The sequence below is a fragment of the Shimia haliotis genome, from assembly GCF_900114415.1.
Taxonomy (GTDB): Bacteria; Pseudomonadota; Alphaproteobacteria; order Rhodobacterales; family Rhodobacteraceae; genus Shimia; species Shimia haliotis.
Map to the genome: position 1 here is coordinate 870,349 of NZ_FOSZ01000001.1, position 13,926 is coordinate 884,274.

12 protein-coding genes are annotated in these 13,926 nt (G+C 58.0%); 1 reads left to right on the plus strand and 11 read right to left on the minus strand.

Features of this window, described 5'->3' with window-relative positions; genetic code table 11:
* Positions 1 to 4: 4 nt before the first annotated feature.
* The 4 genes from recG to sciP form a co-directional block, all read right to left on the minus strand.
* Entirely contained in the window at positions 5 to 2,095 is a 2,091-nt protein-coding gene (gene recG, locus BM069_RS04310) for an ATP-dependent DNA helicase RecG (protein ID WP_093320657.1), read from the minus strand.
* Positions 2,092 to 4,347: an NAD-dependent DNA ligase LigA gene (gene ligA / locus BM069_RS04315; RefSeq protein WP_093321343.1), complete on the minus strand. Its 2,256-nt coding sequence runs from the start codon at positions 4,345 to 4,347 to the stop codon at positions 2,092 to 2,094. Before ligA ends, recG begins: the two co-directional genes overlap by 4 nt.
* An 86-nt stretch (positions 4,348 to 4,433) precedes the next feature.
* Positions 4,434 to 5,147, minus strand: a complete 714-nt coding sequence (gene ctrA / locus BM069_RS04320; protein ID WP_093320659.1) for a response regulator transcription factor CtrA — start codon at positions 5,145 to 5,147, stop codon at positions 4,434 to 4,436.
* Positions 5,148 to 5,348: 201 nt separating this feature from the next.
* On the minus strand, positions 5,349 to 5,657 hold the full coding sequence (gene sciP / locus BM069_RS04325) for a CtrA inhibitor SciP (protein ID WP_093321346.1): 309 nt from the start codon (positions 5,655 to 5,657) through the stop codon (positions 5,349 to 5,351).
* Positions 5,658 to 5,781: 124 nt separating this feature from the next.
* Between sciP and mnmA the strand changes: the two genes are divergently transcribed.
* Entirely contained in the window at positions 5,782 to 6,927 is a 1,146-nt protein-coding gene (mnmA, locus tag BM069_RS04330) for a tRNA 2-thiouridine(34) synthase MnmA (RefSeq protein ID WP_093320662.1), read from the plus strand.
* Here the strand turns inward: mnmA and BM069_RS04335 are convergent, their stop codons facing one another.
* From BM069_RS04335 to bamA, 7 genes are all read right to left on the minus strand, one after another.
* Positions 6,928 to 7,506: a hypothetical protein gene (locus tag BM069_RS04335; protein WP_093320664.1), complete on the minus strand. Its 579-nt coding sequence runs from the start codon at positions 7,504 to 7,506 to the stop codon at positions 6,928 to 6,930.
* Between the two features lie 3 nt (positions 7,507 to 7,509).
* Entirely contained in the window at positions 7,510 to 8,664 is a 1,155-nt protein-coding gene (gene lpxB, locus BM069_RS04340) for a lipid-A-disaccharide synthase (RefSeq protein ID WP_093320668.1), read from the minus strand.
* Positions 8,664 to 9,464 carry an LpxI family protein gene (locus BM069_RS04345; RefSeq protein ID WP_093320670.1) on the minus strand — a complete coding sequence of 267 codons (801 nt, stop codon included), beginning with the start codon at positions 9,462 to 9,464 and terminating at the stop codon, positions 8,664 to 8,666. Before BM069_RS04345 ends, lpxB begins: the two co-directional genes overlap by 1 nt.
* A 9-nt stretch (positions 9,465 to 9,473) precedes the next feature.
* Positions 9,474 to 10,271, minus strand: a complete 798-nt coding sequence (lpxA, locus tag BM069_RS04350) for an acyl-ACP--UDP-N-acetylglucosamine O-acyltransferase (RefSeq protein ID WP_093320674.1) — start codon at positions 10,269 to 10,271, stop codon at positions 9,474 to 9,476.
* A gap of 5 nt (positions 10,272 to 10,276) precedes the next feature.
* On the minus strand, positions 10,277 to 10,741 hold the full coding sequence (gene fabZ, locus BM069_RS04355) for a 3-hydroxyacyl-ACP dehydratase FabZ (RefSeq protein ID WP_093320677.1): 465 nt from the start codon (positions 10,739 to 10,741) through the stop codon (positions 10,277 to 10,279).
* A gap of 119 nt (positions 10,742 to 10,860) precedes the next feature.
* Positions 10,861 to 11,394, minus strand: a complete 534-nt coding sequence (locus BM069_RS04360; RefSeq protein ID WP_170846671.1) for an OmpH/Skp family outer membrane protein — start codon at positions 11,392 to 11,394, stop codon at positions 10,861 to 10,863.
* A 27-nt stretch (positions 11,395 to 11,421) separates the two neighbouring features.
* Positions 11,422 to 13,782 carry an outer membrane protein assembly factor BamA gene (bamA, locus tag BM069_RS04365; RefSeq protein WP_093320682.1) on the minus strand — a complete coding sequence of 787 codons (2,361 nt, stop codon included), beginning with the start codon at positions 13,780 to 13,782 and terminating at the stop codon, positions 11,422 to 11,424.
* Positions 13,783 to 13,926: the final 144 nt, after the last annotated feature.

The following is a 13,926-nucleotide window of genomic DNA, read 5'->3' on the forward strand; positions in this document are numbered from 1 at the left end:
GCGGCTAACCCACTGAAATCAAACGGATCGCCTGATCCTGCTCCATCAACCACAAAAGAACACGCGCCGCTTCGCCTCGGTCACTTCGCAGCGTAGGATCATCATTTAGTAGTTTGCGCGCATCACTTTGCGCCACCGCCATCAGGTTGGCCTGTGATTCCATGTCCGCGATTCTGAACCTCGGCAGCCCCGACTGCGCCGTTCCGATCAGATCGCCCGCCCCACGCATGGCAAGATCTGTTTCGGCAATCACAAACCCGTCTTCGCTTTCGCGCAGAACCGTCAGCCGCTTTTGACCACTCTCACTCAGGGGTGCCTGATACATCAGTAGGCACGTCGAGGCCTGCGTGCCCCGCCCGACACGCCCGCGCAGCTGATGCAATTGTGCCAAACCGAAAATCTCGGCCCGCTCGATCACCATGATCGTTGCATTGGGCACATCCACGCCCACCTCGATCACCGTCGTCGCCACCAAAACCTGTGTCTCCGCGCGTTGAAACGCCGCCATCGCCGCGTCTTTCTCCGCTGGCGGCATCTGTCCGTGCACCAGCCCAACCACACCCTCGCCAAGCGCTGCACGCAAATGCTTGAACCGCTCCTCAGCGGCCGTGAAATCGACGTTCTCGCTTTCCTCCACCAACGGACACACCCAATAGGCCTGCTTGCCCTCGGCCACCGCCTTGCGCAGATGCGCGACCACCTCTTCCATGCGGCCCGTGCTCACCAAAGCCGTGGTGATCGGCTGTCGTCCGGGTGGCTTTTCATCCAGAATGGACACATCCATATCGCCATATTGCGCCAGCGAGAGTGACCGCGGAATCGGCGTCGCCGTCATCACCAGCACATCCGCCCCCGCGCCTTTCTTGCCCAGCTCCAGCCGTTGACGCACACCAAACCGGTGCTGTTCGTCAATGATCGCCAACCGCAAGTCCGCAAACTGTACATCCTGCTGGAACACGGCATGGGTGCCGACCAGCACATGAATGTCGCCGCGGGCCAGCGCTTCCAGCTTCGCAGCCCGCTCTTTGCCCTTGTCGCGCCCGGTCAGGATCTCCAACACCACGCCAGCGCTTTCGGCCAAGGGCTTCAACCCTTGCATATGCTGTCGCGCCAGAATCTCCGTTGGCGCCATCATCACGCCCTGCCCGCCTGCCTCCACCGCGACCAACAGAGCCATGAATGCCACCAGAGTTTTGCCCGCGCCCACATCACCCTGAAGCAATCGGTTCATGCGCGTGGGCTGCGCCATATCCCGCGCGATAGCTTCAACCGCCCGCTCCTGCGCGCCTGTTGGCGCAAATGGCAGTGCCGCCCGTACTTTGGCCTGCAATGCACCGGTTTGTTCAGAAATCACGCCCTTGGCCCGCTGCAACTGCGCCCTCGCCAGCGCCAACGTCAGCTGATGCGCAAAAAACTCGTCATAGGCCAACCGCTCCCGCGCAGGATGGGCCGGCGTCACCTCCGCCAACGATGTCGGCAAATGCACCTGCTCCATCGCCTCGCGCCAATGCGGCCACTTGGCTTTGTCTTTCTGGCCCGGATCAATCCATTCAGCCAGTTCCGGCGCCCGCTCCAGCGCGGATCGCACCCCTTTGACCATGGTCTTCTGCGTCACCCCATGGGTCAGCGGATACACAGGTTCAAACGCCGGAATGCCGTCGGCCTCATTGGGCTTCACGATGTATTCGGGATGCACCATCTGAGCGATGTTGTCGAAAATCTCGACCTTACCGCTCACCACGCGTCGCTCCCCTTCGGGCAGCACCTTTTTCAGGTAATCGCCCCGCGCATGGAAAAACACCAACTGAAACGAGGTCAACGCATCCTGCACGGTGATCCGATACGCACCGCCGCGATTGCGCGCGGGCTGATGCTTGGCCACCAGAACCTGCACCGTGACAGTATCCGGCAATTCCGCCTCGTTCACACTGATTTTCAGCGCGCGGTCGATGCCAGAGTAAGGCAGCGAAAACAACAGATCACGCGGCCTTTCAACATCAATCTGCCCAAGGTGTTGCGCCGTTTTCGGCCCCACACCATCCAGCGTGGTCAGATCCGCAAACAGCGGGAAAAGGATTTCCGGCCGTCCGCTCATAGCCCCGCGATCAACTCCAGCCACGCATCTTCATCAATTGTCAGAACACCTAAATCAGCTGCCTTCTTCGCTTTCGACCCCGCGCCCGGACCAGCCACAAGAATGTCCGTCTTGCCGCTCACAGACCCCGAAACCTTCGCACCAAGACTTTCTGCGCGCACTTTGGCCTCATCTCGCGTCATCTTTTCCAGCTTGCCGGTGAACACCACCGTTTTTCCTGCCACGGGGCTTTCGGTTGCCGCCGCCTGCGGTGCCTCAATCGTCAGCATCGCAACCAACCGGTCAATTTCCGCCCGCTCCTGCGCGTTCGCAAAAGCATCCGTCAGCGAAAGCGCAACAGCCGCGCCGATCCCGTCGATATCGGTCAGATCATCCCACGCCTGCCGCGCCACAAACGGCGCATCCACCTTCGCTGCCGCCGCATCCCGCGCTTCCTTGATGCGCCCGCGCCGGCGTTCTTTCTTGGCCGCAATCCGCTCGGCCTCCTCGGCCGCATCCGCCGCCCGCCACGCCAGCGCCGCAGGCCGCGCCGCCTCTGCGGCTGCCGCCAACTTCTCCCATGTCAGGAAATGCTGCGCCAAATCCTTGGCCGCTGTTTCCCCGATGTGTCGAATGCCAAGCCCAAAGAGAAGCCGCCCGAACGCAATCTCGCGTTTTGCTTCAATCGCCGCGAAAAGGTTCGCCACGCTCTTGTCCTTGAACCCCTTGCGGTTCTTCAGCTTGGTCAGGTTCGCACCGTCCCGCTCCGCCAGCGTGAAAATGTCCGCCGGCGTCCTGATCGGCAGCTGTTCATCCTCAAAGAACATCTCAATCTGTTTCGCGCCCAATCCTTCGATATCAAGCGCTTTGCGCGCTACGAAATGCTTCAGCTTTTCAATCGCTTGCGCCGGGCAGATCAAACCACCGGTGCAATAGCGCACAGCGTCGCCCTCTTCGCGCTCCGCCGCACTGCCACACTCGGGGCATGCATCCGGCAACAAATACGGCACCGCGTCCTCAGGGCGCTTCTTCAAGTCCACGTCGGCCACCTTAGGGATCACATCCCCCGCGCGGTACACCTGCACCCAATCGCCGACGCGAATGTCCTTGCCGTCGCGGATTTCTTCGCCCTTGCTGTCGCGTCCTGCGATGTAATCCTCATTGTGCAACGTCGCATTGGACACCACCACGCCGCCCACCGTCACCGGTTGCAACCGCGCCACAGGGCTCAGCGCGCCGGTGCGGCCAACCTGAATGTCGATACCCTCAAGTCGCGTCCACGCCAGCTCTGCGGGAAACTTATGCGCAATTGCCCATCGCGGCGTGGTCGAGCGGAACCCCAACCGCGTCTGAAGTGTCAGATCGTCGACTTTGTAAACCACGCCATCGATATCATAACCCAGCGACGCGCGTTGTTCTTCAATATCCCGATAATGCGCCACCAACTCCGCAGGCCCGTCGCACAGCTTGGTTAGGTCATTAGTCACAAACCCAAGCGCCGCCAGCCGCTCAATCGCGCCCATTTGGGTGTCCGCCAAAGGCTCCGAGAGATCACCCCAGGCATAGGCAAAAAACCTCAAAGGCCGCTCCCGCGTCACCGTTGGATCAAGTTGCCGCAAACTGCCCGCCGCCGCATTGCGCGGGTTGGCAAAGACCGTCTGCGGCTTTTTCCCGTCCGCTTCCAGCTTGATGTTCTTTTCCACAATCCGTGCATTCAACGCCGCAAAGTCGGCGTGGCTCATGTAAACCTCACCACGCACCTCAAGAACTTCCGGAGCGCCCTCAAGCACCTGTGGAACATCCGCAATTGTCTTGGCGTTTTCGGTGACATTCTCGCCAGTCTCGCCATCGCCGCGTGTCGCGGCATAGACCAGCGTTCCGCTCTCATAGCGCAACGACAGGCTCAGCCCATCGATTTTCGGCTCCGCTGTGAACCGCAAGGTGTCACGCGGCAACATATTGAGATATTTTCGTATCCGGTCGTCAAAGTCGCTGACGTCCCCGTCTTCAAACGCATTTCCAAGGCTCAGCATCGGCACCACATGGGTGATTTTCCCAAAGCCCTCGGACGGTGTTGCGCCCACTTGATCGCTCGGACTGTCAGCCCGTTTCAGATCGGGAAACCGCGTTTCAATCTCGGCGTTTCGCCGTTTAGCCGCGTCATACTCCGCATCAGAAATCTCCGGCGCATCCGCGCCGTGATACGCAGTGTTTGCCTGGCCCAGAAACGCAGCAAGGCGCGCCAGCTCTAGGCGCGCCTGCTCTTTTGTCATTTCGCTCACTGTCAGCGCGTCAGTCACCGGCGACTCCTATCTACCCTCCTAAGTGATAGGCCCGCCCGTTTCCGACCTCAAGCCGCTTATGCGGTCAGCGCGACGGTCTCGCCGGAAACCGCAGGCTCCGGATCGCGCAGCACATAGCCACGGCCCCAAACAGTCTCGATATAGTTCTCGCCACCGGTCGCCTCAGACAGCTTCTTGCGCAGCTTGCAAATGAAGACGTCGATGATTTTGAGTTCCGGTTCGTCCATACCGCCATAAAGGTGGTTCAGGAACATTTCCTTGGTCAACGTGGTGCCTTTGCGCAGGCTCAGCAGTTCCAGCATCTGATACTCTTTGCCAGTCAAATGCACAGGCTTGCCTTCGACTTCCACTGTCTTTGCGTCCAGGTTGACCGAAACAAGACCCGTGCGGATCACACTCTGCGAATGACCTTTGGACCGGCGGATAATGGCGTGGATACGCGCCACCAGTTCTTCACGATGGAATGGCTTGGTCAGATAGTCATCCGCACCGTAACCAAAGCCTTTCAGCTTGCTCTCGGTGTCATCCGCGCCTGACAGGATCAGGATCGGCGTATCAACGCGCGACGTGCGCAATTGGCGCAAAACTTCGTGACCTGTCATGTCCGGCAAACCCAGATCCAAAAGAATCAGGTCGTAGTCATAGAGCTTGGCAAGGTCGATGCCTTCTTCGCCCAGATCGGTGGAATACACATTCAGGTTCGCGTGCGTCAGCATCATTTCAATGCTTTTCGATGTCGTCGGGTCGTCCTCAACCAACAAAACTCGCATTTCTAATTCCTTACTTCAGGAGGGTTGCCAGTTAACCATGGCTAAGAAAGGTTAACCTGCCGTTACTAACGTGGGTCGTTAACGAAATTTGCCAACACCGACACCATTAGCTTTACACGTTTGACGGGAATTCGCAAAAAAGCGGCACTTATTTGCTCAGGTCTCTGTCAAAACAAGCAAAAATCCTCCTAAAAGCGGGATTCAGTGCGATGACCTCCCCTCGTCGTCTGCGAGTTTTTGACGATACTTCTGCACAGTGGTCGCCTTTAGCGCGTCAAGGCCATGCTTTGTAACCGCCTTGACCCACTGTTCAAACTCCTCCTCGCTGAGGCCATAAATTTCCAGTGCCTCCTTTTGATTGATCAATCCATAAACCACGCCTTTAACGACGGCAGCCTTGCGTGATGCCACCCATCGCCGCGTGTCGGCCTGGGGCAAATCCGCGCGCGTCATCACCGTGCCATCCGGCAAAGTAACGCATCGCGGCCCCTCTACTTTCTTCAAAAACATAACAAACATCCTCTCAGGTAAGCGAGAGAGTGCCGCAACAGGCTTAATGAGGCGTGAAACGACCCCTTGAGAGTAGTTAGGATTTTCCTATATTCTCGACGACTTCTGATCGGAGAGACTCACCATGGCGCTTGACAGCGAGACAAAGCTGAATTCCCTCGGCTTTGCCAAACCCCCGTCCGAAACCCGTGTGGTCGTCGCCATGTCCGGTGGCGTCGACAGTTCTGTTGTGGCTGCCAAACTGGCGGACGAAGGCTACGACGTCGTGGGCGTGACCCTGCAACTCTATGACCATGGCGCAGCCTTGGCCAAGAAAGGCGCTTGCTGTGCGGGGATCGATATTCACGACGCCCGCCGCGTTGCCGAGGAAAAAGGCTTTCCCCATTACGTTCTCGACTACGAGAACATTTTTCAGGAAACCGTGATTGACGAATTCGCCGACAGCTATCTGGCGGGCGCAACACCTGTGCCGTGCATTCGTTGCAACGAGCGGGTGAAGTTCAAAGACCTGCTGGAGACCGCCAAGGATCTAGACGCCGACTGCATGGCCACCGGCCACTACATTCAGCGCATGATCGGCGAGAACGGCCCCGAGTTGCATTCCGCCAGCGACGCGCGGCGCGACCAGAGCTATTTCCTCTTCTCCACGACGCCGGAGCAGCTGGACTATCTGCGCTTCCCGCTAGGCCACCTACCCAACAAAGACGCCACCCGCGCTCTGGCCGCCGAATACGGCCTCTCTGTCGCAGATAAGCCTGACAGTCAGGACATCTGCTTTGTGCCCAACGGTGATTATGCCAGCGTGATCGAAAAACTGCGCCCCGGCGCGGCGGAACCTGGCGAGATTGTCGACCACGAAGGCAATGTGCGTGGTCAGCACAACGGTGTCATTCACTACACAATCGGCCAGCGCCGCGGACTTGGCATTGGCGGGCTTAGCGAGCCGCTTTACGTGGTGAAACTCGACGTCGACGCCAAACAGGTCATCGTCGGACCCAAAGAGATGCTTTCGACCCGCACAATCCCTGTACGCGAGATCAACTGGTTGGGTGACGAACCGTTTGACAGTCGCGAGGAATGGCACGTTGCGGTCAAAGTGCGCTCTACGCGCCCTCCGCGTGAGGCCATCATTCGCCCGCTTGGCCCCGACACCGCCGAGGTCGAACTTCTGACCCCCGAAGAAGGTGTTTCGCCAGGTCAGGCCTGCGTGTTTTATGATACCGACAGCTCCCGCATTTTCGGCGGTGGCTGGATTTGGCGCGGCTACTGATCAGCCCGCCACATCGGTTCCGGTGTTGATCAGGACATAAAGGCCGACCGCGATCATCACATATGGCGCCAACGTGTCGAGCCTCACCAGGCGGTTCAACACGCCGCCTGACACCCGCCCCATGGCAAGCGCGGTCACGCCCAAAACTCCAGCAGACAGGGCGCCGCCCACCAAGGCCGCAAGGCGGAACGCATCCTCCGAGTCCGCCATCGCCGGTGCAAAAACAGCGAATGTGTCCACAGATACGCTGAGAAACAGCGCGAGAATGGCAAAACTCCCCATTTTTTCTGCGGCAGCGTTTTCTGTCTCCTCACGCAAACGGATGCGGTTCCAAATTGCGCCGACCCCCACGAGAATTGGTATCACCCCCAAGTAACCGGTGTATTGCGGCACCTGATTTCCCAAATTTTCACCGAGGCTCAGCGCCACGCCCAGAACAATCATTTGCGCTATCAAATAGGCGCACAACACCCGCAACCTGCCCGAGGCCAGCATCAGACCCGACATAATCGCCAGATTGTCCAGGTTGGTGAGCGCATGCGCGACAGTCGCCGAAATTCCAAAACTCACGACGTCCATGGATCACCCCATTCCGTCCAGCACAGCCCGCGCCGCACGCAGACCCGGTGCCTCGTCCCCGCGACCCAGCCGTTGCATGGTCAGGTCCATAACATCTTTTTGCGCCTTGGGATTGCGCAGTACATCCACAACGGCGGGCGCAATGTCTTCTGGTTTAAAGGCCGGTCCAAGGAACTCGGGGATCAAGCGCGTGTCTGTCACCAGATTGACCAAGGTCACTGTATCAATCAAAGCCATCCGACTCATGATCTGCCAGCTCAGCCAACTCATGTCATAGGCGATAACCGTCGGCGTGCCACCTGCCGCCAACTCAAGCGACACCGTGCCTGACGCCGCCAGCGCCACATCAGCTGCTGCAAAGGCTGCGCGTTTTTCGACCTGTGCGGCGTCCTGTGTCATGTCACGCGGATCAAGAACGAGGGGCGGTTGCTCCCAGCTGGCCGTGATCTCTGTCACCATTTCGGCCACTGGCGCAGCCGCCGGCACAACAACTCGCAAATCAGGTATGTCCGCCTGCACCCGCGCAGCGACATCGCCAAAAGCGGCCGCCAACCGGTTCACTTCAGAGCGCCGCGACCCCGGCAAAACCAGCATCACCGGCGCATCACCAATCGCGTGGGTTGCCCGAAACGCCGCCACATCTTCGGCGCTCGCAACAGGCTCGTTGACCACCGGATGCCCGACAAAATCACATCGCACCCCTGCGCGCTCCATATAGGGCGGCTCAAAGGGCAACAACGCCAGCACCTGATCGACAACCTTCGCCATCTTGTCCGCGCGCTTGGGCCGCCACGCCCAAACAGAGGGCGCCACGTAGTGAACGGTTCGAATGTGGCTGACTTTCCTGACTTCTTTTGCAACCCGCAAACAGAAATCAGGACTGTCGATTGTGATCAACACATCAGGTTTCGTTTCCAGAACCGCCTTGGCGGTCTGGTGCATCCGAGCCAGCAAATGCCGGTATTTGGGCAGCACTTCAGCAATGCCCATCACGCTCAGCTCATCCATCGGAAACAGGCTCTCTAGCCCCTGCTCCGCCATCAGCGGCCCTCCGACACCAACGAATTCCACGTCCGGAACAAGCACGCGCAGCCCTTCCATCAAGGCCCCGCCCAACCGATCGCCGGACAATTCGCCTGCGACCAGAAACACCTTCATCAGATCACCTGCCCGAGCAAAAAGAGGCCGGTTTCGTCCAGAGCCTCCTTAAGCGCTGGCTGATCAATCAAGACCACATTGCCCGCTGACACCACAATGCCAGCCAAACCCGCTGCGGCCGCATTGCGCACCGTCTCAGGCCCAATCGCAGGCATGTCCACGCGCAGATCCTGTCCGGCCTTAGGAGCCTTGACCAAAACGCCTTTGCCACGTCGCAACCGATCCGGAGTCTGCGCCACAAATCCAAGCAGCGCATCGGTACCCTGCAATGTTTCAATGCCAAGGCACAGGCCAGCCGCCACAATAGCGCCCTGCCCCACGTCAACGGGTGCCAACGCGTCCAGAACCTCTTTGGCCTTTTCTGCGTCATTCAAGGCCACGTCGTCCGGCTCCGGCCCGGCAAATATCCCCTCAGGTGCACAGAGATCCGGCAACACCTCATGCGCGCCGACCACAGCAAATCCCTGCTCCTCAAAGACTGCAATGATCAGCCGCAACAACGCGTCGTCACCCTGCTGCATCGCAGTCAGAAGTCGCGGTGCAATCGACATCATCCCCGCGTCCATATCCGCTGGATTGAGCGCCGGACGCCCCAAACCGCCGGCAAAAACCACACGGTCCACGCCCGCGTCCTTCAACGCCTGCCAGATAGCGCCCATTTTTGCGATGCTGTGCAGCTCGACCGGCTCCGGCATCTCGTGCGCCACGCCTTCAAAAACAATACGCACCGCCTCAGGGTGCGCCTGCGCGATCATAACCGGCAGCGCACCGCCGCCACTCAGAATGGCCAGTTTCCCCATGGTCCGCCCTTATCGAGGTGTCAGAAATGAGCGATCCGTGTCGCCCAATACAAAGTTGACGATTTCCTGAACATAGTCGCTCTCGGTCTCCTCACCCAACCGCCGCGCGCGTTCCTGAAAAGCCCCCTCGCCCTGCGCCAGCATCTGAAACGCAGCGCGCAACGCGGTGATATCCGGACGCGGCACGCCCCGACGTTTCAGTCCCACCAGATTCAATCCATCCAATTCCCCGCGCGGGCCCTGAACAAGGCCATAAGGAATAACGTCATTTGTCACCATACTGACCGCACCGATGATGGCACCACGACCAATACGCACCCATTGGTGAATGCCACAAAGCCCACCAATGATCACATCGTCTTCAATCACACAGTGACCGGCCACTGCGGCAGAGTTCACCACAATCACCCGATCGCCAATCTGTGCGTCATGGGCGATATGGCATCCGGCCATGAACAGACCGTCATCGCCCACGCGCGTCACCAATCCGCCCCCTTCGGTGCCCGAATTCATGGTCACATGCTCGCGAATGCGATTGCGCTTACCAATCACCAAACGGCTGTCTTCCCCGCCAAACTTCAAATCCTGCGGGATCTCTCCGAGCACGGAGAATGAAAACACAACCGTTTCCTCTCCGATTTCACATTGTCCTGTCACAACGACGTGGCTCTTGAGTTCCACGTTTTTTTGCAACACGACATTTGGCCCAACCACGCAGAACGGGCCGACGACACAGCCCTCTGCAATCACAGCACCGTCTTCAATCACGGCGCTCGCATGCACCTGCGCACTTGCGGCAATCGCCATAAGGCTCACTCCTTCGGAAGGTCCATCATCGCGGTAAAGTCGACTTCACAGGCCACTTCGCCGTCCACCGTTGCCAAGCCGTGGAACTTCCAGACTTTTCCGCCAGGCTTGCCGCGGGTCGTTGTCACTTGCATCTCAAGCACGTCACCCGGAACCACCATGCGACGGAATTTGCAATTGTCGATCCCCATGAAATAGACCAGCAGATCCTTGTCGGCCATATCCATGGCCACGCCCACCATCACGGCAGAGGTTTGCGCCAACGCTTCCACAATTGTCACACCGGGCATGATGGGCTTGGAGGGAAAGTGCCCCTGAAAATGCGGCTCGTTCATGGTGACATTCTTGATGCCGCGTGCCGTTTGATAGCCGTCGATATCGACAACCTTATCCACCAGCAGAAACGGATAGCGATGTGGGATAATCCGTTGGATCAGGCCGATATCGGCGCTCTTGAGATCGTCAGACATGAGCAGCTCCTACAAATCCTTGAAAGTTGACGTTTCCTAGCAACCCCGCTCTTTCGGGGCAAGCGCAGCAACACTTTTTCGCTGACAGGTACAAGCGGCCGGTCCACGGCTTTGCAGGATTATTCCTGTGGCGTTGGAACCTGCCGGCCCTCTCCCAAGGTGCTGTTGAGCCGGCGGATGGCTTCTTGTGTGATGTCGATGCTGTCATTGGACACAAGTACGGTGCGCCGCTCAAGAATAATCGCAGCGCCGGCTTCAGCCATCAGTTCCGACAGTATCGGGCGAGCCGCCTGAATGAACACGGCGCGCTCGCGTTCGTTGACATCTGCAAGGCGGGCAAACTTTGCGTCCTGCTCCGCTCGAATGCCGACAACCCGATCATCAAATTCCCGCGCCAACACCTCAAAGGCGTCCGCGGCCATGACCTTGCGTTTTTCCGTCAGGTCGCGCTCTTCCTGCGTCAGTGATTCTTCCATTTTGGCATTCTGCGCAATCAGATCGGCCTGAAGGCGGGCAAGCTCGGCTGACACCCGTTGCCCGAACAACGACTCCGTGTACATTCTGTCGCTTTCAATCACCAAAATCGGTGACACCGCCGCAGGCTCCTCAGCAAAAACGGCGCTGGCAAATCCTGCCAGCACCGTCAAAGCCATTGCTTTCAGAAACCCGCGCATCCCGTTTTAGAACGTTGCGCTGATCGTGAAGTCAAAGTTCTGCTCACGGTCATAGGTTTCTTTCTTGAGTGCCTTGGTGAAGTTGAACCGCAGCGGGCCAATCGGCGTGTCCCAGAACAAAGAGAAACCAATGACGTGGCGCAGCGAGAAGTCGTCATAAAGCACATTCCCAGTGCCGCTCACACCATCGTCCAGCCCCCAAAGAGAACCAACGTCGTAGAACAGACCGCCGGAAATCCCGATCTCCTCAGGGATGCCAAGCGGGAATTCGGCTTCAAAGCGGGCAACCGCATAGAAGTTGCCACCCAACCCGTCGTCAAAGCTGCCGTCCGCGGCACGTTCGCGAGGCCCGATGCCATAGGGATCAAAGCCGCGCATCACCCGAGAGTTCAGCTGAAAACGGTCGCCAACACGGCTGTCATTGTCCGGTGAAATCAACGCACCACCTTCAAACACGGCTCGCAACGTCACTTCTTCGTACCAGACTTTGGTTTCCGCAATCGCTTTGCCAGTGGTTCGAATAAACTGATAGTCTCCGCCGACTCCACCAAAATCCTGTGCAAACTCAAGCAGCACACCGCGGTTCGGGTCCAGCCCCTTGCGTCGCGTGTCATAGATATAGGAATACCCAACCGAGCTGTTCCAAATATCACCGCGCGCAGCCTCCTGATCAATGATCGAGCCCGCTTGCGTTTCACCGGAATTGATCTCCATCGAGGTGTTTTGCAGCGTATACCGCAACTGCGCGCGACCATATTCGCTCACAGGGAAGAACACCGACGGTTTGAATTCGCCAACCGTATTTGTGAAACGCGTGTCGCTGTTTTCTGTCTCAACATAGGAAAGATTGATACCCGCAGACAGATCACGTCCCAAGAACGCAGGCTCGCGGAACGACAGACCATAGTCCTTGATTTCGGATGACGTCGAGAAGGAGAACCCGAACTGCTGACCACGGCCAAGGAAGTTGCGTTCGTTAAAGCGCACCACCAGACCAAAGCCGTCGTTCGTCGAATATGTACCACCGAACGACAAGGATCCTGTCGGTTGTTCCACAACATCCACGTCGACAATTACCTGATCAGGCGCCGTGCCTTCACGGGCATTGACCTGAACATCGCCAAAGAACCCAAGCGCCCGGATCCGTTCCGCACTTTCGCGGATTTCACGCGGGTTGAACGGGTCGCCCTCAACAATCCGGAATTGGCGACGGATCACCTTGTCGAGCGTCGTTGTATTGCCTTCCACGTCGATGCGCTCAACAAAAATGCGCGGTCCTTTGACCAGAGCGAACTCGACATTCAGCGCGAGATCACGGTCGTTGCGGGTGATGCGCGGATCAACCCGCAGAAAATCATTTCCGGCCCGCAACGCCACTTTCTCTAGACGGGAAATCGAGCTTTCTATCAGCGTCGGAGAATAGGTCACGCCAGGTTTCAACCGCAGCGCCTCCAGATATGGCAGCGCTTCAACGCCGTCAAATTCGCTGACCACGGTAATGTCGCCAAAGGTGAACTGCTGACCTTCCTCGACATTGAACGTCACGAAATAGCTGTCGCGTTCGCGGCTCAGTTCCGCATTCACACCGGTGATGCGGAAATCCACATATCCCCGCGACAAGTAGAAATCGCGCAGAACCTGTTTGTCGAATTCGACGCGGTCTTCAACAAAGGTGTCCGACCGGAACAAAGCCCGCAAAAGTCCGGCCTGCTTGGTTTCAAGAACCTGACGCAAACGGCGGTCCGAAAAGTTCTGGTTGCCCACAAAACCAAGGCGTTCGATTTCGGTGACGCCGCCTTCGAAAATCTCAAATACCAGATCCGCGCGGTTGTCGCTGCGACGGATGATGCGCGGCTCAACACGAGCGGCCAGACGGCCCTGCTCCGAATAGGCTTGCGTGATCCGTGCCGCATCACGTTCCGCCACGGTCGGGTTCAACACGCGGCGTGACTGGCTCTCGATGACGGCCTCAAGCGCATCATCCTTAAGACGCGCATTGCCTTCAAAGTTGATACGGTTGATCGTCGGATATTCTTGTACTTTGATCACCAGTGTGCCGCCAGTTGGCACCATCTCGACCGTTTCAAAAAGGCCGCTGTCAAGCACCCGCTGATAAGCCGCGTTCAACTGCCCGCCTGTGATCGGCTGGCCGCGCTCGATTCCCGCGTAGGTGATGATGGCCGTAGATTCGACCCTTTGGTTGCCTTCGACGCTGATGCTTCCGAAGTTATAACTTTGCGCTGATGCAACCGTCGGCAGAACGACAAAAAGCGCTGAAATCAAAAGAAAAACGGCGACAAAAAACTTACGAATTTGTCCGTAGTCACTGCCCTTGGCGATGGCCAAAGCTTCAGTATGTTTGGTCATTCCCAAACCCTTCCAGAACATCCCTGTTGAAACGTGACTAACGGGTCTGAAAGCGCTTGTCAAAAGACCAAACCGCGCAATTCGTGGGATAAACTCTCAACAGAGTTATCCACAGGTCATGGTGGAGCGAGAATATCAGCCCAC

What these genes read in the sequence shown, in the direction of transcription:
- recG (WP_093320657.1), bottom strand. Translation starts at nt 2,095, where the DNA reads ATGAGCGGACGGCCGGAAATCCTTTTCCCGCTGTTTGCGGATCTGACC.
- ligA (WP_093321343.1), bottom strand. Translation starts at nt 4,347, where the DNA reads ATGACAAAAGAGCAGGCGCGCCTAGAGCTGGCGCGCCTTGCTGCGTTT.
- ctrA (WP_093320659.1), bottom strand. Translation starts at nt 5,147, where the DNA reads ATGCGAGTTTTGTTGGTTGAGGACGACCCGACGACATCGAAAAGCATT.
- sciP (WP_093321346.1), bottom strand. Translation starts at nt 5,657, where the DNA reads ATGTTTTTGAAGAAAGTAGAGGGGCCGCGATGCGTTACTTTGCCGGAT.
- mnmA (WP_093320662.1), top strand. Translation starts at nt 5,782, where the DNA reads ATGGCGCTTGACAGCGAGACAAAGCTGAATTCCCTCGGCTTTGCCAAA.
- BM069_RS04335 (WP_093320664.1), bottom strand. Translation starts at nt 7,506, where the DNA reads ATGGACGTCGTGAGTTTTGGAATTTCGGCGACTGTCGCGCATGCGCTC.
- lpxB (WP_093320668.1), bottom strand. Translation starts at nt 8,664, where the DNA reads ATGAAGGTGTTTCTGGTCGCAGGCGAATTGTCCGGCGATCGGTTGGGC.
- BM069_RS04345 (WP_093320670.1), bottom strand. Translation starts at nt 9,464, where the DNA reads ATGGGGAAACTGGCCATTCTGAGTGGCGGCGGTGCGCTGCCGGTTATG.
- lpxA (WP_093320674.1), bottom strand. Translation starts at nt 10,271, where the DNA reads ATGGCGATTGCCGCAAGTGCGCAGGTGCATGCGAGCGCCGTGATTGAA.
- fabZ (WP_093320677.1), bottom strand. Translation starts at nt 10,741, where the DNA reads ATGTCTGACGATCTCAAGAGCGCCGATATCGGCCTGATCCAACGGATT.
- BM069_RS04360 (WP_170846671.1), bottom strand. Translation starts at nt 11,394, where the DNA reads ATGGCTTTGACGGTGCTGGCAGGATTTGCCAGCGCCGTTTTTGCTGAG.
- bamA (WP_093320682.1), bottom strand. Translation starts at nt 13,782, where the DNA reads ATGACCAAACATACTGAAGCTTTGGCCATCGCCAAGGGCAGTGACTAC.